The sequence below is a fragment of the Psychrobacter sp. APC 3426 genome (assembly GCF_030408035.1).
Lineage (GTDB): Bacteria > Pseudomonadota > Gammaproteobacteria > Pseudomonadales > Moraxellaceae > Psychrobacter.
In genome coordinates, this window is sequence record NZ_JASDCF010000005.1 from 1 (window position 1) to 26,081 (window position 26,081).

Annotated in this window: 23 protein-coding genes and 1 pseudogene; 12 read left to right on the plus strand and 12 right to left on the minus strand. The window is 43.6% G+C overall.

The window, feature by feature from the left end; genetic code table 11:
* The coding region (locus tag QL919_RS04650) for an FAD-linked oxidase C-terminal domain-containing protein (RefSeq protein ID WP_290188516.1) at window positions 1–131 on the plus strand (131 nt) is incomplete at its 5' end.
* Between the two features lie 181 nt (window positions 132–312).
* Here the strand turns inward: QL919_RS04650 and QL919_RS04655 are convergent.
* Window positions 313–942 carry a BLUF domain-containing protein gene (locus tag QL919_RS04655; RefSeq protein WP_290188412.1) on the minus strand — a complete coding sequence of 210 codons (630 nt, stop codon included), beginning with the start codon at window positions 940–942 and terminating at the stop codon, window positions 313–315.
* A 587-nt stretch (window positions 943–1,529) separates the two neighbouring features.
* Here QL919_RS04655 and QL919_RS04660 point away from each other — a divergent pair.
* The 3 genes from QL919_RS04660 to QL919_RS04670 all read left to right on the plus strand — a co-directional run bounded on the left by QL919_RS04660 (window position 1,530) and on the right by QL919_RS04670 (window position 4,527).
* The gene (locus QL919_RS04660) at window positions 1,530–3,167 is read left to right on the plus strand and encodes a bifunctional GNAT family N-acetyltransferase/carbon-nitrogen hydrolase family protein (RefSeq protein ID WP_290188413.1); all 1,638 of its coding nucleotides are present in this window, start codon (window positions 1,530–1,532) and stop codon (window positions 3,165–3,167) included.
* Window positions 3,168–3,300: 133 nt separating this feature from the next.
* Window positions 3,301–3,852: a protein disulfide oxidoreductase gene (locus QL919_RS04665; RefSeq protein WP_290188414.1), complete on the plus strand. Its 552-nt coding sequence runs from the start codon at window positions 3,301–3,303 to the stop codon at window positions 3,850–3,852.
* Between the two features lie 267 nt (window positions 3,853–4,119).
* Window positions 4,120–4,527: a lysozyme inhibitor LprI family protein gene (locus tag QL919_RS04670; RefSeq protein ID WP_290188415.1), complete on the plus strand. Its 408-nt coding sequence runs from the start codon at window positions 4,120–4,122 to the stop codon at window positions 4,525–4,527.
* Window positions 4,528–4,733: 206 nt separating this feature from the next.
* On the opposite strand, the gene ald is transcribed toward QL919_RS04670, so the two are convergent.
* Complete coding sequence (gene ald, locus QL919_RS04675; RefSeq protein ID WP_290188416.1) at window positions 4,734–5,840, minus strand: alanine dehydrogenase; 1,107 nt, start codon at window positions 5,838–5,840, stop codon at window positions 4,734–4,736.
* A gap of 582 nt (window positions 5,841–6,422) precedes the next feature.
* Between ald and ileS the strand changes: the two genes are divergently transcribed.
* Window positions 6,423–9,284, plus strand: a complete 2,862-nt coding sequence (ileS, locus tag QL919_RS04680) for an isoleucine--tRNA ligase (protein ID WP_290188417.1) — start codon at window positions 6,423–6,425, stop codon at window positions 9,282–9,284.
* A complete protein-coding gene (lspA, locus tag QL919_RS04685) occupies window positions 9,277–9,927 on the plus strand; it encodes a signal peptidase II (RefSeq protein WP_290188418.1) in 651 nt (216 codons plus the stop codon). The genes ileS and lspA overlap by 8 nt, the downstream gene beginning before the upstream one ends.
* 119 nt (window positions 9,928–10,046) lie before the next feature.
* Here the strand turns inward: lspA and QL919_RS04690 are convergent, their stop codons facing one another.
* Window positions 10,047–10,526, minus strand: coding sequence for a hemerythrin domain-containing protein (locus QL919_RS04690; RefSeq protein WP_290188419.1), 480 nt, complete (start codon window positions 10,524–10,526; stop codon window positions 10,047–10,049).
* Between the two features lie 224 nt (window positions 10,527–10,750).
* Entirely contained in the window at window positions 10,751–11,410 is a 660-nt protein-coding gene (locus tag QL919_RS04695; RefSeq protein WP_290188420.1) for a cold shock and DUF1294 domain-containing protein, read from the minus strand.
* A gap of 152 nt (window positions 11,411–11,562) precedes the next feature.
* Between QL919_RS04695 and QL919_RS04700 the strand changes: the two genes are divergently transcribed.
* Both QL919_RS04700 and QL919_RS04705 read left to right on the plus strand, forming a co-directional pair.
* Entirely contained in the window at window positions 11,563–12,072 is a 510-nt protein-coding gene (locus QL919_RS04700) for a peptidylprolyl isomerase (protein ID WP_290188421.1), read from the plus strand.
* A 45-nt stretch (window positions 12,073–12,117) separates the two neighbouring features.
* A pseudogene (locus QL919_RS04705) lies at window positions 12,118–13,157 on the plus strand (aldo/keto reductase).
* Between the two features lie 129 nt (window positions 13,158–13,286).
* Here QL919_RS04705 and QL919_RS04710 read toward each other — a convergent pair.
* Entirely contained in the window at window positions 13,287–14,087 is an 801-nt protein-coding gene (locus QL919_RS04710; RefSeq protein ID WP_290188422.1) for a lysophospholipid acyltransferase family protein, read from the minus strand.
* Window positions 14,088–14,406: 319 nt separating this feature from the next.
* Between QL919_RS04710 and hflX the strand changes: the two genes are divergently transcribed.
* From hflX to QL919_RS04730, 4 genes are all read left to right on the plus strand, one after another.
* Window positions 14,407–15,870 (plus strand): ribosome rescue GTPase HflX, encoded by a 1,464-nt coding sequence (gene hflX, locus QL919_RS04715; RefSeq protein WP_290188423.1) that lies wholly within the window; start codon window positions 14,407–14,409, stop codon window positions 15,868–15,870.
* A 332-nt stretch (window positions 15,871–16,202) separates the two neighbouring features.
* Window positions 16,203–16,646: a CidA/LrgA family protein gene (locus QL919_RS04720; protein ID WP_290188424.1), complete on the plus strand. Its 444-nt coding sequence runs from the start codon at window positions 16,203–16,205 to the stop codon at window positions 16,644–16,646.
* A gap of 22 nt (window positions 16,647–16,668) precedes the next feature.
* Window positions 16,669–17,358: an LrgB family protein gene (locus tag QL919_RS04725; RefSeq protein WP_290188425.1), complete on the plus strand. Its 690-nt coding sequence runs from the start codon at window positions 16,669–16,671 to the stop codon at window positions 17,356–17,358.
* A gap of 405 nt (window positions 17,359–17,763) precedes the next feature.
* Window positions 17,764–18,576: a lytic transglycosylase domain-containing protein gene (locus tag QL919_RS04730; RefSeq protein WP_290188426.1), complete on the plus strand. Its 813-nt coding sequence runs from the start codon at window positions 17,764–17,766 to the stop codon at window positions 18,574–18,576.
* A gap of 197 nt (window positions 18,577–18,773) precedes the next feature.
* Here QL919_RS04730 and tsf read toward each other — a convergent pair whose 3' ends face one another.
* The 7 genes from tsf to QL919_RS04765 form a co-directional block, all read right to left on the minus strand.
* Complete coding sequence (tsf, locus tag QL919_RS04735) at window positions 18,774–19,655, minus strand: translation elongation factor Ts (RefSeq protein WP_290188427.1); 882 nt, start codon at window positions 19,653–19,655, stop codon at window positions 18,774–18,776.
* A gap of 332 nt (window positions 19,656–19,987) precedes the next feature.
* Window positions 19,988–20,788 (minus strand): 30S ribosomal protein S2, encoded by an 801-nt coding sequence (gene rpsB / locus QL919_RS04740; protein ID WP_290188428.1) that lies wholly within the window; start codon window positions 20,786–20,788, stop codon window positions 19,988–19,990.
* Window positions 20,789–21,284: 496 nt separating this feature from the next.
* Window positions 21,285–21,734 (minus strand): chemotaxis protein CheX, encoded by a 450-nt coding sequence (locus QL919_RS04745; protein WP_290188429.1) that lies wholly within the window; start codon window positions 21,732–21,734, stop codon window positions 21,285–21,287.
* Window positions 21,735–21,773: 39 nt separating this feature from the next.
* The gene (locus QL919_RS04750) at window positions 21,774–22,223 is read right to left on the minus strand and encodes a chemotaxis protein CheX (RefSeq protein WP_290188430.1); all 450 of its coding nucleotides are present in this window, start codon (window positions 22,221–22,223) and stop codon (window positions 21,774–21,776) included.
* 30 nt (window positions 22,224–22,253) lie between these two features.
* The gene (locus QL919_RS04755; RefSeq protein WP_290188431.1) at window positions 22,254–22,616 is read right to left on the minus strand and encodes a response regulator; all 363 of its coding nucleotides are present in this window, start codon (window positions 22,614–22,616) and stop codon (window positions 22,254–22,256) included.
* A gap of 59 nt (window positions 22,617–22,675) precedes the next feature.
* Window positions 22,676–24,913, minus strand: coding sequence for an ATP-binding protein (locus QL919_RS04760; RefSeq protein ID WP_290188432.1), 2,238 nt, complete (start codon window positions 24,911–24,913; stop codon window positions 22,676–22,678).
* 12 nt (window positions 24,914–24,925) lie between these two features.
* Window positions 24,926–25,807: a transporter substrate-binding domain-containing protein gene (locus QL919_RS04765; RefSeq protein WP_290188433.1), complete on the minus strand. Its 882-nt coding sequence runs from the start codon at window positions 25,805–25,807 to the stop codon at window positions 24,926–24,928.
* Between the last annotated feature and the right edge of the window lie 274 nt (window positions 25,808–26,081).

Below are 26,081 nucleotides of genomic sequence, written 5' to 3' on the forward strand. Positions count from 1 at the left end.
GCGTTGGCATGACCAAAAAGCCGTATCTAAACTATAGCCGCAGTGAGACTGAGATTGAGTATTTACGAGAGGTCAAAAAGGTATTTGATCCGAATAATATTATGAATCGTGGCAAGATTTTTGATATGTAATTGGTTCAATTTATTAATATTGCAATAAGTTTGATTGTATAAAAAAGACGCTAGACTTAAAAGTTTAGCGTCTTTTTAAATATTGAATTAGCGTCTTTTTAAATATTGAATAGGACATGACATCTTTATAGCACTCTATAACACTCTGTGACTTGCAGATAACTGCACTATTATTTATGGCTTATAAATACAGCAGTATCAACGCGACCACCAGCAACACACTTAAAAAACCTTGTACTATTAAAAAAGCCTGATGTGGTGCGGCGATATGACGAAACATATTACCTAATGCATTATAAGTGATACCTGCCGCTTTAATATGTGGTGGGCTGTCAAAAGTTTTTATAAGTTGTAAAAACTGCGCGGTACAATCAGGTGACCAACCGTGCGGCGCAAATGGCAAATAGGGTGACAATTGCGCGGCTTGCTGCTTAGTCGCTGGCGACCACAGCCATCGCTCTAAAAACAGCAGGCGCATTCGCCAATCGGCAAAGCTACGCTGGTTTATCGGTTGTAATAACAACACTTCCACGTTTTTGTGGCGGTTATCGGCAAAGATACGCTGCTGTAAGGTAAAGACATTCTGTTTTTTGCCTTCGATACACTGTAAAAAATGCCCATTACCATAACATAAAGTACCTGTGATGCCGTGCTGCTGATTATAATCACGTGCATGGCTCTCTACTTCCTCGAATATCGAGGCACTCAAACGCGAGCGCAGCGTCAGACTACTGACGTAAACCAATTGAAACAATGCTGAATCGTCTAATTCTTCCAATATCTTGGTTCTATCGGCATAAGCTAAGGGCATAATTAAATAATCCTAAAAAGTTGCTGGTAGGCGACCGAATGAAACAAGTGAAGTAAAGCGGTGCCCGAAAAAAGTCTGACTCACAAAAACGTAGCAAATAGTTACCACGTTAGACTGTCAATGGTTGTGTGGCTTGTTATCATGACCAGCAAAACAGCGAATAATAGGATAAAAGGCGTACCAAGTTGATGGTGAATGCTTGATAGTTATGGTGGGCTTGCTAGAAGTTATATCGTCAATCTGATAACTGTAGCGACCACGATTAATCCTAAAACGACAAGCTAAATGAGATAAAATATCATCCTAACTTATTGTTAATATGGTGATAAATGATTGTAACGGCATTAGTGTGTTATGGGAATATTTTTCTCGTCTTTGTTACACGAAAATCTGTGCCCTTGCTTTTAGCGTTTGCCTTTAATAACGGCATCGAGGTGAGATCTCCTACTAGGGGTTTTATGTACTGACGCTTATCTGCCCATACTTTTATCGCTGTTTTCTATCCCTCTATCTTTAAAATTATCAGTCCTAAATGTATTAGCACCCTTTAAACCACCTATTTTATCAAAACCACAGACAGGAATATTATGAGCAAAATTGAAAAATTAGATGACTTCCATCTAACCATTGCTGAGATTAAGAAAAAAGACTACCCGCAACTCAAAGCATTGATGGACCGTGTCTATGTCAATTTGGGCGGCGCTTGGTCAAAGAACACCATTCACGCTTTGATTGACGCGTTCCCTGAAGGTCAGATTGCATTATTTGACCATGACGAGCTGATTGGTATTGTGTTATCTATGCGCGTTGATTACACCAAGTTTTCTAACCCGCATACCTATGATGATTTGATTGGTCACAAAGAAATCATCAGAGACAATCCTGATGGTGATGCCATCTATGGCTTAGATGCGCTAATCGACCCTGAATACCGTGGTTATCGCTTGGGCCGCCGCCTTTATGATGCGCGTAAAGAGCTGTGCCGCCAATTGAACTTCCGTGCTATTTTGGCCGGTGGTCGTATCCCTAATTATCACAACCACCAAGACCTAACACCTGGCGAATATATCGATGCCGTTGAGTCTCGCGAGATTCATGACTCTGCGCTGTCTTTCCAGTTATCAAACGGCTTTATCGTCAAACGTATTTTGACCGCTTATCTGCCAGACGACGCTCAATCTAAAGGGTTTGCCACTTTACTAGAATGGGCAAACATTTATTATGAGCCGCAGGATTATAAGCCTAACACGCGCAAATCAGAGGTTCGAATCGGCGGCATTCAATGGCAAATGCGTGAGGTCGAGTCACCTGAAGAGCTGCTGCAACAAGTTGAGTTCTTCGTCGATATCATGGCCGATTACAACTCTGACTTTGCGTGTTTGCCAGAATTCTTTAACGCGCCCTTAATGGGGCTGTGTGAATCGACTGATCAAAACGTCGCGATTCGCTTTTTGGCGGGTTATACCGAATGGTTTAAAAATGAGATATCGCATTTAGCCGTCACCTATAATGTCAACGTCATCAGCGGTTCTATGCCTCTGCTTGATGAAGATGACACGCTCTACAACGTTAGTTACTTATGCCGCCGCGACGGTACGGTTGAAGAACAACGCAAAATTCATATCACGCCGCACGAGCGTAGCGCTTGGGTGATTGAAGGCGGCGATGAAGTCAAAGTATTTGACACCGATGCTGGTCGTGTTGGCATCTTGGTTTGCTATGACGTCGAATTCCCGGAGCTTGCTCGTTTGATGGCGCTCGATGACATGGATATTTTATTTGTACCGTTCTGGACCGATACCCAAAACGGCTATCTGCGCGTACGCCACTGTGCCCAAGCGCGTGCAATCGAAAACGAATGCTATGTGATGATTTGTGGTTCTGTTGGTAATTTGCCGCAAGTTGAAAGCTTGGATATTCAGTACGCGCAGTCGTCTATTTTCTCACCGTCAGATTTTGCTTTCCCACATGATGCGATTATGGCGGAAACGACTGCCAATACTGAAATGGTATTCTTTTCTGACTTAAACTTAGACAAGCTCATCCACGTCCGTAACGAAGGCTCGGTGCATAATCTCATTGACCGCCGCGATGATTTGTTTAGCTTAAAATGGAAGAGAAAGTCTAAAGTCCCCGCGAATAAGCTGAGCGATGAAGAGCGCCGCGAAAACTCCGGTAGCGTATTACTCGGTGACCCGTTACAAAACCGCGCGCAAAAGCCTTAAGCTGGCATTTTAGCAAGCAGGCACTCAAAATAATAACGTGAGAATGATAATAATACGGCTGACCATTCAGCCGTTTATTTTTATCTATTATCATACCTAGCGATTTAAAATCAAAAGTATAAAAGCAGCCACTATGACGACTGATACTGACAAGACCATTATAAAACCTAAAAAGACACCACAGCAAAGACTGCTGTCTATCATTAAGACGGTGCTGATATATGGTTTAATATTTGCCGTGATTTATACCGCTGTCAATTGGTGGCGACAACCCGTCATGCCAGCCAATCCGCAATTGCAGTTGACGGACTATCAAGGTCAGGCAGTTGATTTGGCAGCGCTGAGTCAGGATAAACCGACGTTGGTATATTTTTGGGGAACATGGTGTCCAATTTGTAGCGTGACCTCGCCGACGATAGACAAGCTTGCGGCAGAGGGCAACTATCCTGTCGTAACCATTGCCATTAAGTCTGGCTCTAATCAAGAGCTGCATGGCTACCTGGCGGAAAACAACTATCGCTTTACCACCATCAATGATAAACAAGGGGAGATATTTACCGATTGGCAAGGTCAAGTCACGCCCTCTTATGTGGTGCTAAAAGATGGGGAGATGACACAAGGGTTGACCGGCATTCAGCCGTTATGGTCACTCAAATTACGATTGTGGTTATCAGCCACCTTTTAAACCTTACGCTTATGAACGGTAGTTTTCAAAATGCCTTTACCATAGATTGACCATATACTTATAAGTTATTAGGCCGTGTCCTCAATTCAATCGATAATAACCTAAATGGGTTAAAAATGAGGACACGCCCTAGCCAACCCATACCATTTGTCACCACCTTTATTATTTATTCACTCAAAAGATAAACTAAAGTTTACTTAATATCTCATATTCGTTAATATGGACTTTCGCTTTGCATTTATATTAATGAATTTTTAAGGATTAAAAATGAGTTGGAAACACACTGGCATCAACACGGTGACGGCCCTCTTAATTGGCATGGTAGCGATGACTTCAGCGAATGCTGAACTAAAAGATTACTACAGCGAATGTACCAGCAAATACAAGAGCATGAATAACTCGGTGGTGTATGAATGCACTGGATATGCCGATCAAAAATATAAGAGCGCCATGAATAAGGCTTATAACAAGATATATAAATCGTTAAAAAGCAATGCCAGATACGATGAGGATGCTGCAAATTTCGAAAAGTCACAACTTGGTTGGCTTGATTATCGTGATAAGCAATGTGATTTAGAAGGGACGTATATTGGCAGCCCTGCCTTACCGCATTGTTTACAGTCTAAAAATAAAGAACGTGCTGAAGAGTTGATGAACTTCTCAGAAAACTTCTAAGGCGCTAACATAAGACAGTTTAAATAGCAGCTAAGAAAAAGATGCCCATCTATTATAGTGAGTATAGTCAATCCACTATAAAAAGCTACATCGTTAACCTCGCTTGAAGTATTACATATACATCAGCACTCAGTTGCCTTGTACCTTTTTAAATTGAATCACCTATAGATTGGCATTTTTTTAACATAGCTATTTATAATGACAGCTTATAACGACAGCGCTTTATACTCATAGTCTAGTGCCTCAGCCACTGCTTTATAGGTCATATGACCTTGAGCAGTATTGACGCCTTTGGCCAATGCTGAATCGTCATTGCAGGCGTTTTTCACGCCTTTTTTTGCCAGCGCGTGAATATACGGCAATGTCACGTTCGACAGCGCCATCGTTGCTGTCCGCGGTACAGCGCCTGGAATATTGGCCACCGCATAATGAATCACCCCGTGCTTGCTATAAGTGGGCTTGTCATGCGTGGTGATGCGATCGGTGGTCTCAAAGACGCCACCTTGATCAATGGCAATATCGATAATCACGCCACCATCATCCATGGATTGAATCATCTCTTCTGTGACCAGTTTCGGTGTCGCTGCCCCCGGAATCAACACAGCACCGATAACCAAGTCGCTGTTTTTGACGCTATTGGCAATATTGACCTTGTTTGATATTAGCGTCTGTACATTATTACCAAACATCTCAGACAGCTGTTTGAGCCGTTTGGGATCAAGGTCTAAAATCGTCACATCAGCACGCAGACCAATAGCAATCTTAGCGGCTTCAGTACCAGAGACACCGCCACCAATAATCGTTACCCTGCCTTTTTGCACCCCTGGCACGCCGCCAAGCAGTATGCCTTTGCCGCCATAAAACGACTGCAAAAACTGTGCGCCAATCTGCGTGCTCATGCGCCCAGCAATCTCGCTCATTGGTGTCAGCAGCGGTAATGACTTGTCTTCTAACTGTACCGTTTCATAACCAATGGCCGTGACTTTACGCTCAATGAGTACCTTTGCAAGCTCCGGCTCATTTGCCAAATGCAAATAGGTAAACAAAATCAAATCTTCAGTGAGGTACTGGTATTCGTCCGGTTGCGGCTCTTTTACTTTGATGACTAACTCTACATCCCATGCTTTCGAAGCCTCCTCAACGATGGTTGCGCCCGCTTCTTTATAATCATCATCGGTAAACTGCGAGCCCATGCCGGCATCGGTTTCGACCAGTACTTTATGCCCTTCATCGACCAGCACGCTGACACCGTTTGGTGTTAAACCGACCCGATTTTCATTATTCTTCGTTTCTTTAGGAATGCCTATTTTCATAACTGCTCCTTGTTTATCATTCATTCGCACCCAAATTATTTAATTGACGCTTTGATTGATGCTGTTGTAAAACAAGCCGCTTCATAGAAACAGATTCAAATCTGATTGAAGACAGCAATAAAGTGCTAAGAGTATGGATTCAGCGATGATAATGCTATGATACTGACTCATTTAATATATAGCGCTTAAGCATTGATTGCATTATCTTTATCATCACTCTATCAGTCTTAGCGTAACAGATATAAAATAACGAGCAATCGTAAGACAGCCAACAATAAAAGCTAAGGTTGATGAATACACGGGCGATACTGGTCAGCTCTTTTTACCCCACCCGTTTTGTCATATAATAGCTGCCGTTATCATCGTCACTTTTCTCAATATTTTGATATATGTATAGGGTATTGCTCACTTCATAAGCATTTATTATTAACTGAACCCTCTTTATAAACAACTGATAAACCAGAACATCACCATTAATATTTAAATAAACAGCTTAGCATTAAAACTTGCATGTTATTTTGGACACAAATTTAGACCGACTTTTTACCCCACTTCTAACCATCACTTTATAAGACGCCTTCTATGACTGATAAAAGTACTGATACACCGAGCCAAGACTATAAAGACACGCTAAACCTTGCCGATACGCCTTTTGCAATGCGTGCAAACCTTGCCAAACGTGAGCCAGACTGGCTTGCTGCGTGGGAAGCGGATGATGTGTATGGCAAAATTCGTAAGGCGCGTACAGGTGCAACCAAATACATTTTGCACGATGGCCCTCCATACGCCAATGGTCAAATTCACTTAGGTCACGCGGTCAATAAAGTACTTAAAGACATTATCGTTAAGTCAAAAACCTTATCAGGCTTTGATGCGCCTTATGTGCCCGGTTGGGACTGCCATGGTCTGCCTATCGAGCAAAAGGTCGAAGCCAAAGTCGGCAAAGTCGGTCAAAAAGTCTCTGCAACTGAATTCCGTGGTCTGTGCCGTGAGTATGCGAGCACGCAGATTGAGCTGCAAAAGGCAGACTTTAAACGTTTAGGAGTGTTTGGTGATTGGGACAACCCTTATCTGACGATGAACTTCCATCAAGAAGCCAACATCGTACGCGCACTTGCCAAAATTTATGACAATGGTCACGTGACCCGCGGTATGAAGCCAGTGAACTGGTGCTTAGACTGTAGCTCTGCCCTAGCCGAAGCTGAAGTTGAATACCAAGATAAAGTGTCAGACGCTATCTACGTGAGCTTTGATGTGCTTGATACTGAAAAGGTTGCTGCATTGAGCGAAATTGATGGCAACATCGCAGCTGTCATTTGGACCACGACGCCTTGGACGCTACCTGCTAACCAAGCGATCGCTGTACATCCTGAGCATGACTATAGTGTCGTCGCGACTGACAAAGGCAACTTCCTATTAGCGACCGACCTTGTTGAAACGGCATTAACCGAGCTTAAGCTCAGCAACGAAGGCGTATTGGCAACCGTATCAGGACGAGAGCTTGAAGGTCTGCGTGCCCAGCATCCACTGATTGAAGATCGTCAAGTACCGCTTATCTTAGGCGACCACGTGACCACCGATAGCGGTACTGGCCTCGTCCATACTGCACCCGGTCACGGTCTCGACGATTATATCGTTGGTCTTAAATACAACTTGCCCGTTGAAAACCCAGTGAGTGGCACGGGCGTTTATTTAGAGAGCGCAGCAGTATTTGCGGGTGAGCATATCTATAAAGCCAATCCAAAAATCATCGCCACTCTTCATGAAAACGGTCATCTCATTAGCCATACCAAAATTGAGCACAGCTATCCGCATTGCTGGCGCCATAAGTCACCGATTATTTTCCGTGCCACGCCGCAGTGGTTTATCAATATGGAAACCAAAGGTCTACGTGAACGCGCGCTTGCCGATATTCCATCGGTCAATTGGACGCCAGCGTGGGGGCAAAACCGCATCGAGGCAATGATGAATGGTCGCCCTGATTGGTGTATCTCACGCCAGCGCACATGGGGCGTGCCGATCACCTTCTTTATGCATAAAGAAACTGGCGAGCTGCATCCTAATACGCTTGAGCTGATGGAAGTGGCCGCGCAAAAAATCGATGCAGGCGGCGTAGAAGCTTGGTTTGATGCCAGCTGTGAAGATTTCTTAGGCAGCGAGGCCGCTGACTATGATAAAGCAACGGATACGTTAGACGTTTGGTTTGATTCAGGAACGACGCATTTTGCCGTCCTGGAGCAACGTGATGAGCTGACCAATCCAGCTGATATATATTTAGAAGGCTCAGATCAACATCGCGGTTGGTTCCAGACGTCACTGCTTACGTCTGAAGCGATGTACGAGCGCCCACCGTTTAAGCAAGTGTTAACCCATGGTTTTGTCGTTGATGAAAACGGTCGCAAGATGAGTAAGTCGCTTGGCAATATCATCACGCCGCAAGAAGAGATCAATAAAACAGGTGCAGACATGCTGCGCTTGTGGATTGCGTCGAGCGATTATCGTTATGAGATGAGCGCAGGCAAAACGGTCTTTAAAGGCGCAATCGATATGTATCGCCGTATCCGGAATACCTTGCGTTTCTTGCTTGCCAATACCGATGATTTCGATCCGATGACCAACAGCATTGATATCAATGAGCTGGTCAGCCTTGATAAATTCATCATTGAGCGTGCACAAACAGTACAAGCACAGATCATCAGTGCCTATGATGCGATGGACTTTCACCAAGTCACCCAGCATATCACTGCGTTTTGCTCGCAGGACTTAGGCAGCTTCTACTTAGATATTATCAAAGACCGTCAGTACACTACCCAGACTGATGGACAGCCGCGCCGCTCTGCGCAAACGGCGATTTATCATATCGCTCATGCGTTGATTCGCTGGATTACGCCAATCTTGTCATTCACTGCGCAAGAAGCGTGGGAAGTATTGGAAGGTAAAAACGGCAATGACGCAGGCTACGTGTTTACCGAAGAATGGTACACCTTCCCAGAGTTTGAGCTAAGCGCCATCAGTACCGATGACTGGCAACGTATCATGCAAGCAAAAGACATCGTCAACAAGCATATCGAAACCGCACGTGGTGAAAAAATCATCAATGCTAACTTGTCTGCTGGCGTTGATTTATATGCCGACGGTGCGATGCATGAAAGCTTGGCCAAACTTGGCGAAGAGCTGCGTTTTGTTCTTATTACCAGTAGCGCAACCTTAAAGCCAATGAGTGATGCCCCTACTGTCAGTCAAGATAATACTGCTGCCCAAACTGATAACAATGCCGATGAATCAGTCGATTTAGTGGTCGAAGTCAGCGCCGCGACAGGCACCAAATGTGTACGCTGCTGGCATATCCGTGATGATATCGGTACCGATAGCAGGCACCCAGAATTATGTGCTCGCTGCGTGACCAACGTCAGCGGCGACGGCGAGGTGCGCCATTATGCCTAAATCAGCGCCTAACTCTACGTCTAACCAGACAGAATCAACTGAAGACAAGCAGCGGCAGGTTGAGGTTGACCATTCGCCTACCCCTGCGCATGCAACCACGGGTAGCTCAACGACGCCCAGAAGTCGTTTGACTAAAACGCCAAAAATTATTGCCAATGGCAGCCGCGCTTTTATGTGGTATTTGCTGTCACTGGTGGTCATCATTATCGATCAGTGGACAAAGTGGTTGGCACAAACCAATCTGGCGTTTCATGAGCCAATACCCGTGATTGAGCCATTTTTGAATTGGACGCTTGCTTATAACTATGGCGCTGCCTTTAGCTTCTTAGCAGACCAATCAGGGTGGCAAAAGTGGTTTTTTGCTGGACTGGCGCTGATTATGTCGCTGTTTTTGATTGGCTATTTAATCAAAGCCCCACGTCAAGCCAAGCTGCTGTCTACAGGTCTAGCACTGGTGCTTGGCGGTGCGATTGGTAACTTAATCGACCGTTTGATGCTTGGCAAGGTTGTCGACTTCATCCATGTGCACTATGCCGATGCTTGGCATTATCCGATTTTTAACATCGCTGATATTGCTATCAGTGTCGGTGTGGCGATGATTGTGATTGATATGCTGTTTTTAGAAAAGAAGCGTGAATCTTAAGATGGCAACCTTTGGTGAAACACGCAATTAAACGCTACAAAACTGTCCAAAAAAATAGCCACTATAAATAGTGGCTATTTTTACGTTCTGACGTTAACTTCTATCGAAACATGGCGTACCTAGTCGTCTGCATGTGTTTGTTCAAACTCAGCATGCTCAACTTGGTACAAAGCACCCAAACGCTGCTGTAAGTCTGTATCTAAGATTTTTCTCGCTTGTTTGAAAAAGTCGTTTTCTTCTTCTTTTAAATGATGACGGACTTTATGAATCAAATCTGCACAGGTTTTATCCCACTTCTCTTGTCCGATACGACCATCATCTAAAGTCTCCATCATCTCATCCATCTCATGGTGCTCAGTGATGGCGTGACGAGACAAATCTAGACCTTCATCATGCTGCATCACTGGCACGTATAAATGACGCTCTTCAGCCGCTGCATGTGCCTGCAACTCTAGCTTCAAATCTTCATAGAGAGCCTTACGCTGTGTTTCATCTTTTGTACTTTCAAGCTTGTCGCATAACGCGCGTTGTATTTCATGTTTCTCAATTAGTGCATCAAAAATATCTTTTTTTAAATCAACATCAGTGTCGTTACTCATAACTTTTCCTCTTTTACATTATTTATTTATCCATTATTTACATAGTTTTATTAAATACCTGAATATAATAACAAGATTGAAAGCCCCTTTTGTCATCTATCCGTTAGCGATAGACTGTGGTTTGGTTAACGTTAACTGAAAAACAGGACATTTATATCCAAAACATTCAAATTCAAACCACACTACAGGTTTAACAGCTTCGTGAGGTTACCCTAAAAGCCGGCCTATAATAGCGCTTCCAAAAACCTCAGTTGCCCACCAGATAACACAAACAACAACCCCGCCATATTAATCACCACAGTCAAATAATAAGCCATGCGGAACTCAGGCTTTTGTGATTTATGACGTAGGTATGTCTGCGCGACCATCGCACCCACCCAGCCACCAAGTGCGCTCAGCAGATGCAGAGTCGACTCAGGCGTACGCCAATCATTGTTTTGTGCCGCTGCTTTGTCTTTGGCATAGATGATGTAGCTTATAAATCCTAACGCCACATACCAACCTACCACTAGCCAGCTGAGCTTATCTGTAACCGCCAATAAGACTAATACAGCATAAAAGCCAACACCTAGGAATAAACGCTTCTTTTGTCCTGCCTCAAAGTCCGCTTGCGTACTACGTTTGCGATTACGCTGCCGAATTTGCTGATTCTTCTCTGCCATCTTTTTTTGTACAAATCTCAGCTCTTGTACTTCTCGGGCTTGCAATCGTCCTTGATTGTCTTGACCAGTCGCAAAGACCACTTGCTCACCAACCTCAGGGCGACGCTGGGCTTTGAATTCACTGACATGGAAAAACACCGACTCGCCCGCCTCAGTTTCAATAAAACCAAAACCTTTGTCATCCTGCCATTTTTTTACTCGACCTTGTTGTCTGCTTGTCATTATTCTAGTGACCCATTGATAGATATGGCAGATATCTTACACTATTTGCGTTACACTATTTACGCTTACAGACCATCTCAGATGGCTTATCATTTCTTACAACCCTTATCTTTTATACCTCTATTTAATCCACTAGAAAATGGCTGTTACCCATGACCCAATCTAATGATTCATCCCAGTTTATCAATCCCAATGAAGACACTCGCATCGCTTATGGCAGCCTTGTGAAGTTGCACTTTGAAGTGTCGCTAGAAAACGGCACCATCATTGACTCGACTTTCAATCGTGATGCACCTGTATCATTGACCATTGGTGATGAAAGCTTGTTACCAGGCTTTGAACAAGTACTCATGAATCTGCGTGCCGGTGACACACGTACCGCGCATCTCGAGCCAGAGCAAGCCTTTGGTGATTGGAATCCTGATAATATTCAACACTTTAGCCATCCTCAATTTGCCCTTGTCGCCGACAATCCAGAAATCGGCATGATGATTGAGTTCGAAGACAAAGGCAAAAACACCTTACCTGGTACGATTAGCGCCATCAGCGATGACGAAATCGAAGTGGACTTTAATCACCCACTTGCCGGTCAGTCAGTATTGTTTAAAGTCAAAATCTTTAAAGTAACGCCGCCTGGCGTCACTGGTATACAAATCATGTAATCTAAAAAAGGTTGACCACAAGATAACATCAACAAGGAGACTCGCATGCAATATACAACGTTGCCGCAACTTGATGAACAGGTTTCTAAAATTTGCCTAGGTACCATGACTTGGGCACAGCAAAACACAGAGCAGCAAGCCCATGCGCAGATGGATTTGGCGCTTAGCGAAGGCGTGAACTTTTGGGATACGGCAGAGATGTATCCCTCGCCACCAGATAAAGACAAGCAAGGCGATACCGAGCGCTACATTGGCACCTGGTTTAATAAAACCAAGCAGCGTGACAAGGTCATACTGGCCAGTAAAATGTCACCAATGAGCTTTTTACGTGATGGACAAACCCGTTATAACGCTGAGCAAATCATCAGCGCGATTGACGGCAATCTTGAGCGTTTGCAAACGGATTATATCGATATCTATCAGCTACATTGGCCAGAACGTCAAGCGAACTTCTTCGGTCAACGTGGCTATAATACTGATATGGCAGCGCAATCTTTAGATGAACTAACGCCATTTTTGGAGACCATCCAAGCATTAAATGATGAGATTAAAAAAGGTCGCATTCGTGCTTATGGGCTGTCGAACGATACCGCTTGGGGGCTGATGTGCTACTTGTGGGAAGCGGATAAAAACGGCTGATAGCACCGATTACGGTACAGAATCCTTATAGCCTACTTAACCGATTATACGAAGTTGGGATGGCAGAGATTGCCCATCGCGAAAACGTTGGCTTACTGGCGTATTCACCGCTTGGATTTGGCGTATTGTCAGGGAAGTATCTGGATGGCAAACGCCCTGCTGGTGCGCGTCTGACCATGTATGGTCGTTTTGGTCGTTATGTTAATGAACAAGCGAAATCAGCCACCGCACAATATGCTGAGATAGCGGCTGATGCTGGGTTGGATATGGCACAAATGGCGTTAGCCTTTGTCAACTCGCGTCATTTTGTCACCAGCAATATCATTGGTGCGACAACGTTAGAGCAGTTAAAGTCCAACATTGACAGCATTGATTTAACGTTGGCGAGCGATGTATTGGATGCCATTGAAGCGGTACACACGCGCCAACCTAATCCGTCACCTTAGTACGTAAATCATAATAGGTAACTGACAACCTGCAGCTCACAATGTGTAGCTCATAAAAAAGGCGCAAATCGCAGTGATAATACTAGCGACTTGCGCCTTTTCTTTGCTTGGCGTTGGTCGTGCAAATGATTATTTGCTAGGTGGTACACTCAGTACTCGTGAATGTAAATCCGCCAAACCCTCTTGCATTTTTCTTTGTAATAAATCAGTGAGCTCACTTTTACCATAGCCTTTTGGATCTATCGGTTCCAATGGCAACACATAAGCCGTCACGTCTTTACTATCTAGCACTTTTTTGAGGCTCTCTTTCATCGTCAGCTTGCCATAATATGGTAGTGCTTCGCTTAATGTGCCATCTTTATCGACATAAGCGATTAGGATAGGTCGCACAGGCACATCTGCTTCTATCGCTGCCTGCAGCAAAGTGCCGTGGATACGCTTGATTTTTTTGCCATCAGTGGTGGTTGCTTCTGGAAAGAACATCACCGAAAACCCTTTGGTCAAAAAATCAGCAATCTGCGCTGATACTGAGCCTGCATCACCGGAGCCACGTTCGATGAACAGCGTTCCTGCGGCATGAGCCAACTTACCAAACACGGGCCATTCGCCAATTTCAGCCTTGGATAAGAAAAACGCTGGACTGACAGTACCTACCACAGGAATATCCATCCACGACACATGGTTGGACACCCACAGACCATGATGCTGCTGGACTGGCTCGACTTCGATAACTTTTACACCAAAAGAGCCTGCCATCTTGCGACAGAATGCTTGGATATAGCGTGGCAGTTTTTCGCGTGGAGGTTGCTTAAATGCCCCGATACGCTGTGCGGCACGCAGTCCACCAACCATCGTCGTGGTCATACCGGCGATTTGTTTGCCGCGACCCAATTGTTGTCTGAGTGAAAAGCTTGATTTAGCTTGGCTCATCTTCGCCCTCATGATTAAATAACTGCAATTTGAATAGTCAAAAAAACGAGCTAAGTATAACAAAGTTATGATGCTCAGTGATAGCCTGTTCACTCAGTCAGTGGATACTTCTATACAAACGCGTAATAAAGCCGTGGATAAACTCAAGTGATATAAAACTATAAGCGCTTTCGCTGTAACATAAATCTATCGCTAATTGTATGAATACGCTTTAATATCAAGTGATAAGACCGCATATAGATGGTCATATGAACGCTATATCGAAATTTAGCAGACAGATAATAGCGATATATTTACTTTATTAAATAGGTGATACTCTTTGGATTATTTTGAAAGACATGAAGGTGGCGAGCGCGCCATTATTGTACATTTAGACATTCGCCAAATTCAGGATCCTGATGATCTAAACGAATTTGAGCTCTTGGCCGATTCAGCTGGAGCAGATCGTTTGGCACTGGTGACAGGCTCACGTTTAAAGCCTGATGCCAAGTTCTTTGTTGGTAGTGGCAAAGCAGAAGAAATTGCAGAACTGGTACGTGAGCATGACGCTGACATCGTACTTTTTAATCACAGCTTGTCACCATCACAAGAACGTAATATCGAGTCGGTGGTGAAATGCCGTGTGCTTGACCGTACTGGTTTGATTTTAGATATTTTTGCTCAGCGCGCCCGTACTTATGAAGGTAAGCTGCAGGTAGAGCTGGCACAGCTGAACCATTTGTCAACGCGCTTGGTACGTGGTTGGACGCATTTGGAACGTCAAAAAGGCGGTATTGGTCTGCGTGGACCTGGTGAAACCCAGCTTGAGACGGATCGTCGTTTACTACAAACCCGAGTCAATCAGCTAAAAAACAAACTCGAAAAAGTACGTCAGACTCGTGCGCAAGGCCGTGCCCGCAGACAGAAATCCGACGTACCGACTATTTCACTGGTCGGTTATACCAACGCCGGTAAATCCACCTTGTTCAATCGCTTGGTCGATGAAAATATCTATGCCGCTGATAAGCTCTTTGCCACCCTAGACCCCACCCTACGCCGTTTAGACTGGCAGGGTGTTGGTCGAGTGGTCTTAGTCGATACGGTCGGTTTTGTTCGTCATCTGCCGCATGAGCTGGTTGAGTCTTTTCATGCAACGTTAGAAGAAACGCTAGAGGCAGACTTGTTATTGCACGTCATCGATTCCTCGAGCGAGGACATGCACGAGCAAATCCAAGCGGTCAAAGATGTACTGGCCGAAATCGACAACGATGTGCCAGTGCTCAATGTTTATAACAAGATTGATTTGACTGATGAGCCTGCGCATATTGGTTATGCAAGCGAAGGACAACCGAATCGGGTCTATGTGTCTTCTCGACAAAACCTAGGTATGGAAGAGCTATCGCTTGCGGTACAGCAGCTATTAACAGGTACCTTGACGACCTTTGATGTGACGCTTCCTTATGATGCGGGTCACTTTAAAAACACGCTATATGAGCTAGGCGTCATCTTAGAAGAAAGCTACGATGATACAGGTCATGAGTGCTTAGCCATCCGCTTACCAAGTGACCGACTCAGACAGCTGCTTGGGCAAGCAGATTTAGACCCACTCGATGTATTGCCATTGGCGCAAGCGACACTGCTGATGCCGATACTTGAAGAGTTTGAGCAGCCTGATGAAGTGGCCGAGCCGTCGATGACTGAAGCAGAAGAAAAAGCTTTCGATGAATTTGATGCGCTAAATTCTGCCACAACGGGTCTAGAAGACTCAGCAGTAGAAACACCAAACTCTGATTCTCATCGCTAAGAACTGGCTAATTGACACTATTGATTGCTTAATGCTTTCACGCTTATATACAGTTAGGTTTATTATATCGTCAGGTTTAGATAGCAAGTTTCTGAAAACTACCCGTTAAATAATGAATGGACGATATCAATTGATATCGTCCATTTTTTTGGGAAATGCTCATGCATTTAACATAGGCTTTCTTAGTTGAGTGACTCTCTATATAATCACCTATTGTCCACCCTATAAATATAGACGTGTTGCATATGTATATCTAAGTATGGGTATTTATACCAATGCCTATTTTGCATTTTATGATTATCCCACCTATTTCGAATCGGCCAGAGCTGCTTATGAAGTCTACTCACTCCTCCAACATGCCGCTATGGCAGGCGTTAATTCTGACGTTAGCAATGGTCATTTTTGTCCGTGAATCAGCTGTCATCATCTGTCAGTGGGCAGGTATCGAAAAAGCTGCCAATATCGTTGGGCTGGTGGCTATGTTTGTTATTTTGATGACGTGGCGACTACTAAAAGGGCTGCCTAACTGGCTGACCCAAGCCAGCAACACCCTGTTGGTCGATAGTGGCTTTGCTTTTTTGCCAGTATCGGCTGGTGCAGGCTTATTGCTGTTTGCCTTAGGCGATGAGCTGTGGGGCGTGATGCTAACGATGATTATCAGCACCCTGATACCGCTTTGGGGTCTAGCGATACTTTCCAACCGTTGGCTCAATCAAGATACTGATATACAAAACGATGCTAGTAACAAACGCCATGAGCAAAAGGGACAGCTCTAAGCTGTGTGGATGAGGATATATTATGACTTTTGATAGCGTCTTCATGGCGACCCTTGCAGCGATATTGTTGACTTTAGCCGCTCACGTCATTGCCCGCATACTGGCACGCAAGCTGTCTTGGTTGCCAATGGTGATTACGGCACTGGTATTGGTGCTTTTGTTTCTATTCATTCTACAATGGGATTACAACCATTATTACAGTGTTGCTAAACCTGTATTCGACCATCTCTTAGGATACGTCACTGTCCTGTTGGCTGTGCCGCTAGCCGCCATGAACTTCAAAGGGCTGCCAGTCAAAAAACTCACCCTAATCGTCGCTATTGCGAGTGTCGTTGGTGCGTTACTACCGATGTCATTGGCATACCTGTTTTCACTGAGTCACGACACCATACTGGCTTTTGCCACCCGTTCAGTGACCACGCCCATTGGTCTGAGTGTGGCAGATTTGATTAAAGCCCCCCTTGCGATGGCAAACCTGATTATCATTGTGTCTGGTCTAATTGGTGGTACGTTAGCGCGCTTTTTATTCCGCAGTGTCGATGATGACCGCGCCAAAGGCTTGGCACTTGGCCTCGCAGCGCATGCTTTTGGCACGGTGGAAGCATGGCAGATTAGTCATACGGCTGGACGTTATGCCGCATTTGGTTTGGCGGTGAATGGCTTAGTCACTGCCGTTTGGGTACCTATCTTTATCAGCGCCTTCAACATTTAGCCATTTTCAATGCATGTAGAGAACCATCAATTGAATCGAGAATACCCTCTAGCCTGAACATTGATAAAACTATATATTAAGCTTGAAAGTATTGGTTCCACTCTTGCCCTTATAAGCCTTAGAAATATAGCCTATTGATTTATTTAAAGTTATTTACAAATTAAAATCCAGTTTTGTGGCTAATTTTGACAATCTCATGCGTCAAAAAGTTATTATATGTTATAGTAAACAACTATTATTTTTTGTATCTATTGCAAGTGGTTTTTAGTTAGACGTGATTTTTGTTAGCTATGCTTCTTTGTGGAGTCTATCTAACACTGTAAACACGATGACCGCTTAATCGCGTAAAACAACGCGTCTATAGGCAAAACAATTTGCTATTATTCGATGAAAAGTGATACCTCTATGATAAACATTACTACCATGATGACTCGCTGTTTGTCTCCTCTTCTATTAACTGCCATTACTAGCTCACTTGCCTTTTCTGTTACTGCTCACGCAGGCAATATGTATATCTATAAAGACAAAGCTGGGCAGGTATTACTGACCAACGTCAGTCCTAGCGGCAACTTTGATAAATTCACAAAAAAAGTCAAAGTTACCTATTATAAAGACTCCAAAATGTATGATGGCAGTAGCGATAGCTATGGCAGCAGCCCTGCAAGCAGTAGCGGTAGCCGTAACGCTTATGATAGCTACATTCGTGCCTCTGCTGCTCGTCATGGCGTAGATCCTGCCCTCATGAAGGCCATGATGCATACGGAGTCTGCATTCAATCCAAATGCACGCTCGCCTGTCGGTGCTCAAGGTCTTATGCAGCTAATGCCGGCCACTGCCCGACGTTTTAAGGTTGGTAACCCTTGGAATCCTGCTGACAATATCGAAGGCTCCGCCAAATATATCGCTTGGCTCATGCGCCGTTTCAATAATAACGTTGAACATGCTGTCGCAGGCTATAATGCTGGTGAAGGTAACGTCGATAAATATGGTGGTATCCCACCCTTTAAAGAAACGCGTAACTATGTCCAAAGAGTCATGAGTCGCTATCACAGTCTCTATAAAAATGATGCAGGACTGTCTGGTGCGAGCATGAGTGCTAGTAATCAGACCAATACGGCGACAAGAACCAGTGGCGGCTTACAAAATGTCAGCTACGGCACCAGCAATAACAGCAACAGCCCTAGCTATGCCAACTCAGCCTATGCAGCATTGCGTTAATGTAACCACATCCCTGTAGGCAAAAGACTTAAATTGCAGACACAAAAAAGCCCGTTAATAAATAACGGGCTTTTTTGTACTTGGAGATTCTATCTAACCTCTTATAATGTAGGCGATAGAATCAGACTATGAATGTTGAATTATGAATGTTGAATAAAATCTTACTGTACACTCATAGCCATTACCAATATAAAAACTTACTTGTTAGCAGCCTGAGTAGCAGCAACTTCAGCAGCGAAGTCTTCTTGCTTTTTCTCAATGCCTTCACCAACTTCTAGACGTTTGAAACCAAGTACTTTTACGCCTTCAGCTTTTAGTACGTCACCAACTTTTTTCTCATTGTCCATCACGTATGGCTGACGTAGTAACGTTACTTCGTCTAGGTACTTACGTAGGCCACCTTCAATCATTTTCTCAACGATATTGTCAGGCTTGCCAGATTCTTTAGCTTTTGCTTCGATGATGTCTTTTTCGCGTGCTAGTACGTCAGCTGCAACGTCTTCGTCATCAACAGCAACTGGGTTGAATGCAGCGATGTGCATCGCTAGGTTCTTACCAGTGTCTGCGTTGCCGCCTTCATAAGAGACAACCACACCGATACGTAGACCGTGACGGTATGATGCAATGTTGTTACCTTCTAGGGTTTCAACACGGCGGATCTGAATGTTCTCACCGATTTTCTGTACTAGAGATACACGAGCTTCTTCAACGGTTTGGCCTTCGCCATACGGTAGCTCAGAGATAGCAGCAACGTCAGTCACGTTGTTTTCTAGTGCAAGGTTAGCCACTTTTTCTGCAAATGCAGTGAAGCTGTCATCTTTTGCAACGAAGTCAGTCTGGCAGTTAACTTCTAACAAGAATGCTTTGTTTTCGCCTTGAGCGATGATGATAGCGCCGTCAGCTGCGATGTTACCTGCTTTTTTGGCCGCTTTTGCTTGACCAGATTTACGTAGGTTATCGATGGCAACTTCAACATCACCATTCGCTTCTTCTAGTGCTTTTTTACATTCCATCATGCCAAGACCAGTACGGTCACGCAGTTCTTTTACCATTTTGGCAGAGATTTTTACGTCTGTCATAAGAGTCACCTTAGTATAGTTATGTATAGGAGTACTTACTGTCTGTTCGATATCTTAAGGGTGTTTAAAACCCAATAAGATGGCTCATTTTGAATGAATATCAATAGCACTAAAACAGCGATATGGCTCGTACAGACGATAATACTCGCCCAACAGCGACTCGCGTATTTATGATGGTTTCAATTAATAGTGGTTCATTCAATAACAAGGCATGACGAGTAAAACTACATCATGCCTGTTATGAGCTTGTGTGCTGTTAATAACTCTATATGGATGCTGATAGAGTAACTATCAAGGTATCCTTACAAAGTTAAACCATGTAGGTCAGCGATTTATTCTGCTGGAGTTGCCGCTTCTTCTGCTTTGGCTTCAGCTGGTGCTTCTTCAGTAGCAGCAGGCGCTTCTTGCTCAGCTTTGCCGCCAGCTTGAGTCTGTGCGTATTCTTTACCAGCGATGATAGCATCAGCCATAGAAGTTACGTATAGAGTCACAGCACGGATAGCATCATCGTTAGCTGGGATGATGTAGTCAACGTTATCTGGGCTAGAGTTTGTATCAACGATACCGATAACTGGGATACCTAGATTTTTGGCTTCTTTGATAGCAATCGCTTCATGATCTACGTCTACAACGAAGATAGCGTCAGGTAGGCCGCCCATGTCTTTAATACCACCTAGTGAACGCTCAAGCTTTTCCATATCGCGAGTACGCTCTAGCGCTTCACGCTTGGTTAGCTTAGCAAAAGTACCGTCTTCTGCTTGCTTCTCTAGCTCTTTTAGACGGTTGATTGACTGGCGAAGTGTTTTCCAGTTAGTCAACATACCACCTAACCAGCGATGGTCAACGTATGGCATGCCAGCGCGAGCAGCTTGCTCACGGATGATACCGCTTGCAGCGCGTTTGGTACCAACAAACAATACTTTGTTTTTCTTAGCAGCTAGGCCGTTTACGTAAGTCAATGCTTCGTTAAACGCTTTAACGGTGTGCTCTAAGTTGATGATATGAATCTTGTTACGTGCGCCAAAGATATATGGACCCATTTTTGGGTTCCAAAAACGTGTTTGGTGACCAAAGTGAGCGCCGGCTTGTAGTAAGTCGCGCATTTCGATTTTGGTTGGATTCTTTGTAGCCATGTGAAATTCCTATTGGTTGGGTTATGCCTCCACATCACAAAAACTGCCTATTTAGCGACACGCATCTGCTTCATGCTTATTATTAACGCATGACTTATCTGCAAATTAATCAAGTCGCCAAACACCCAGCAATTTTTTGCCATGATGTGTGTGTCATTGGTTGGTTTAAAAAATTGAGCTATGCTTCAAATTTAAGCAAAATGTTTAAATTCAAATTATAAAAATAGCTGCGCTGTATTTTATCATATAAGCCTGTGCAACTGCTAGCGCTATTATCAGCAGCGTTAACAGATTATCTGTGTCATTTAATGGCAATAATTTGATAATCATCCTCTTGTATTCAGCATCTATATTCTGTTTATTCATCGCCAAATGTTCTAGCGCTTAATATAAGCCAATCTGCCCTAATGAGCGTATATTACTCACGCCATAAAAAAACGACGTCTATACGTCGTTTTAATACCATCATGATGGACTCTTATTTATCTGCGCTCAATTAAGCGATGCAGATACCTATCACCGCTTTATATCCACGCCACGTAAATGGTGTGATATAACTTTGGCGATCTCTTGGTAAATAAGACACGTTTGGGGCACTATCGACGATGTGCGGTGGAGAAATAATGAACTCCGAACCGAACTCTGTGCGAGCATTACCAGAGATGGTATTGGCCATCTCCCCGAGCAAATCCTTCATCATCGTGATGGATGAGTCTGTCTCACCCATCACTCTAATGACCTCTCGCAGCATGGTACTAGGCGCGCTCACATACACGCAGCCTTCTAGAGGACCTGATATCTTTATCACACCGCTATAATCATAGCCAATAGCGCTGTTATTATTATTCAGATAAGGCGTATCAATCTCTACATCTGTACCATCAATCTGCGTAAAAAAGGCATTGATTGAACTTAAAAACACACCCAGTTTTTCTACTTTAATCATAATAATTAACATCCGTATGAAAACGTAATAGCGAGATCATCAATCCTGCAAACAGACTACAATCTCACCGACTTGCGAATGCCAAGTGATGGGGATAATAAAAGAGCGCTCATCGTTCGGTAGGACAATACTTTTCGGTGCGCCCTTGAATACGAACGGCACAGAGATATGAAACTCTGAACCAAACTCGGTGCGGGCATTACCTGCGATGGTGTTGGCCACTTCACCAGCAAGATCGATATAATTCTCATCACTCTTGTCAGTTTCACCCATGCTGTCCAATATCTCAGACAAAAGCTTGCGGGTTGCCGAAAAGTAAACCACCCCTTTTTGCTCACCTGAGATACCGATGACGCCCGTATAATCGTGGACTTTTGGCTGTTTGTTTTCTAACAAATAAGGCGTATCAGCGATGAGGTCTTCTCCACCAAACTGATTAAAATAATTGCTAATAATATTTAAAAAAATCTGTAGCTTTTGTTCTTTCATATAGACATCTACTCAAGTCGTTGAATGATATTAATCTTGCACCAGCTCGTGCAAAGACTCTACAAGCTCTTCTTCTGAGAAAGGCTTGCACAAAAACCCACTGGCACCCAACGACAATGCTTCAATGCCAGTGGCTTTATCAGACAAGGCTGACACGACTAAAATACGTACGTCTGGATCTGTTGCGATGATTTTTTCAATGCATTCAAGACCATCCATTTGCGGCATGGTCAAATCCATTGTAATCACATCAGGACGATGGAGGTTGAATTTTTCAATCGCTTGTACACCGTTGGTTGCCGTGGCTACTAGCATAAACTCGCCTGAGTCATACGCACGCTGAATACGGTTTCTAATGATATTAGAATCATCAACAATCATTAATTTATGCATAACCTATTACCTGTAATGAGGTACGTGGTCATCCTTAACCGCGTACCTGTTGTCCCCAATTAAGCTTTAGGTAACGTAATGACGAATTGCGTCATTTTACCCAGTTCACTATTGACATTCAGCTTGCCGCCGTAGTCTTTCACCAATGCTTTGATGATATCTAGACCCACACCGCGACCACCATCTTCATCGGCATCATCTCTGGTAGAGAAGCCAGAAGCAAACAGCTTTTTAAGTAAATCACCGTGAGTGAGCTGACTTGCCTCTTCACTATTAAAGTGGTTTTCTTCAACCAGTTTATGACGGATACCATCATAGTCGATACCTTGACCGTCATCTTGCACAATCAGCATAAAGTCTTGACCAGTGTCTTGCACTTCTAGGTCAATTTTACCTGCCGCATCCTTCCCAAGAGAATGACGAATGCTTGGCGCTTCAACACCATGTACCACAGCATTGCGTAGTAACTGAATACCAATCTCTTTGATAGGCTTGGCAAGATGCTCTGGGATATTGACTTGCGCTAACGTGTGGCTGTTTAGCTGTATCTGCTTGCCTTGTCTTGCGGCGATATCCTTGGCAAAATCTCGATAAAATGAGAGCTGATCATCCTTTTGCTCATCGTTCAGGTCGATATCCTGACCACCAGCAATAGTGATGCCACCAATCGATAGGCTGGCTGGCTGATTGCTAATAGCAGTATCAGGCGTTGCTGCTTTTACTGTATTCTCTTTCGCCATCGCATCATTTAACGCAGTTGTTTTTTGCGTGGTGGCAGGTTTGGTAGGTGCTGGCGCTGAGCGATTGATACGCTCACCGAGCGTTGCAATGGTATTAGACAAGCTCAACAAGTCATCTAAATGCACGGCAAGTGGCAAGAAATCATTACCCGATAGCTGACCTTGGTTTTGCAGCGCATGCAACTTGTCTTCAGCATCTGAGGCAATCTTAGTAAAGCTGTGCAGTTTTAACGAAGAAGCCTCGCCTTTTAGACTGTGCATTTCGCGATAAATGGCTTTCAACTTGCTTTCTAGCTCAAATTGCGAGCTACCAGGGTTTTTCAAGATATTGTTCATCTTGTTGATATGCGCATCGGTATTGGCAATGAACTCGTTAATAATCTTCGGATTCACATTCAAGATAGTGGTGAGCATCTCAATCTGCATATCGTTCTGAGAACGCTCTTTTTCTAAGCGCTGCTCAAGATAAACAGCATCAGAGACGTCATTGACGTTGACCAAGATACGGGCAATGTCTTTATTATCATACACGCGTGAGAATTTGAAATCTAAGAAACGGCTATTCGCGCCTTTATTGCCAGCAGCATTATGCAGCATGACTTTGTGTAGAGGGTTTAGGGAGTCCACCAGCTTTTCTTTGACTCGTGGGTTGTATAGCTGCTCAATAAACTGCTTGGTGGTGTTTAAGTCTTTATCAGAGATACGACCACGTAATACACTGGTAAAGTTCTCACCCGCCAAGCTATCAGCACCGATAATATCGTTTAAAGCGCGAGAATGCTGCTGACCAATCTTTAAGTCTTTATCAAGCAAGAATAGACCGGTATTTACCGTTTGCATAATCTCTTGTGTCTCACGACGAGCAGCAGCTGCTTCAGCATCTGTCTCACGTAGACGACGAACAAAGAAGAATACAAAGATCAAGAAGTAAGCAAAAATAGCAGCAACACCCAGCACCTGAATCAGACGAATGGTCGTGGCTTGACGCTCCGCACTACTAAATACATCGTCGGTAAGATTGTCTAGTGAATCGTTAATCAGCAAACTTGATGTTTTGGCCTGCTCAACGGCTCGAGTCAAATCATCTGCAGAAGCAACCATGATGTTATCAGCATCTTTCAGGTATGCTTGAATTTTCGGCTCTAGCGCCTGCCATTGATCGTTGGCAGCGGTAATATTCGCTTGTGCATTGCTATCAATCTTTGGCAGATTATAACTCTTACCAGTGGTATCGGTTATCTTACCCCCTTGCTCAATCGCAGAGATGGAGCTGGTAATTAATGCCGTGTTTTCTTCCAAACGGCTCAGGACGCGCTGGATATGTGGAGAGTTGGTATCCTCACCATAACTGTTATCTAAGTCAAAAAGGTCTTTAATTACCGCCTGTGCGCTATTAGCAACTTGGTTAGTTTGGTCAATTAGAGCCGTGTTCCTCTCTAATAAACTCGAAGTATAGAAGGTAAAAGCTAGCAAGGCACCGATGAGTGATAAAAACAGTGCAATTGAAACAATCAGACCTTGGTAACGCTTATTGTCAATATTATGCGTAATTGCCATCTTTAGAGTTCCTTAGTTCAATTGCTTATTGTTAGTAGTGTCAGAGATATCTTTACCAGTAGCTTTGGAGTCGCCCAACCAACGCTTCTCAATTTCTTTAAACGTCCCTTTCTCTTTAAGCTTATTAATCCCTTCATTTACAGTATTAATAAGCTGCGTGTTTTCTTTAGCCATTAATACTACTTGCTGTGCTGAAGGTGCATCTGCCGCTTCATAAGGTACGATGGTAACTTTGTGTTCTGGATAACCTTTTACAATGTACTGCAACACTGGCATGTCATATAAGAAAACATCAGTATTGCCTTGTACCAAGTCCTGATAAGCCAAAAATGCCGTCGATCTTGAAACCAGCTCAACTGAGTCGCCCATCTCTTTCAGAGTATCTTCTTCTTTAGAGCCCTCTAAAGTGCCTGTCTTCAAGCCCTTAATGTCCTCTAAACCTTTTATGTCGAACTTTCCTTCCAAATACATGATAGTCGCTGGGTTAAAAAAGTAAGGCGTTGATAAGCCGTACCTTACTGCTCGATCATCTTTATATGAAATACCTGAAATCGCTAAATCACGCTTTCCTGACTCGACACTGTCAAACATATCTTGCCAAGTTTCTTTATAAAACTCGACTTTAAAGCCCTGCTCTTCCCCAATAGCACGAATAGAATCAACATCAGTGCCTTGCATATTACCGTAGTCATCTTGAAACGAAAAAGGTGGCAAATCACCCGTCATAGCAACCTTAAGTGTAGGTGCCGTATCAGGCAGGCTACTAACGAAGGTATCTTTATTTTCTGTTACTGGTGCAGTGGTCGAATTAGCATTTTCTTGAGTGGTAGAGTTACCACAGCCAAATAGGCCAATACTTAGTACGACTGGAAATAGGCGATACAGTTGTCTCATATTTTGTCCTTACAATCGGAAGCTATTATTCTTAATGTCATCGTTTAGTAATATTTGATTTCAAAACCATTACGCTGTAAACATAAAGTTACAATCTACACTAAATTATTCACAATTGAAATACTTCTGTTAAATTTGTTTAGTATGGACAAACTATTTTTTTTCATTTAGATAGATACAAGTTGTGAGGCTATATTTATATAGCATTCCAAAGAATATAAATGTCATACCTTAGGTAATAAATTCACATTAACAGTCTTAAAAACTGCTATTA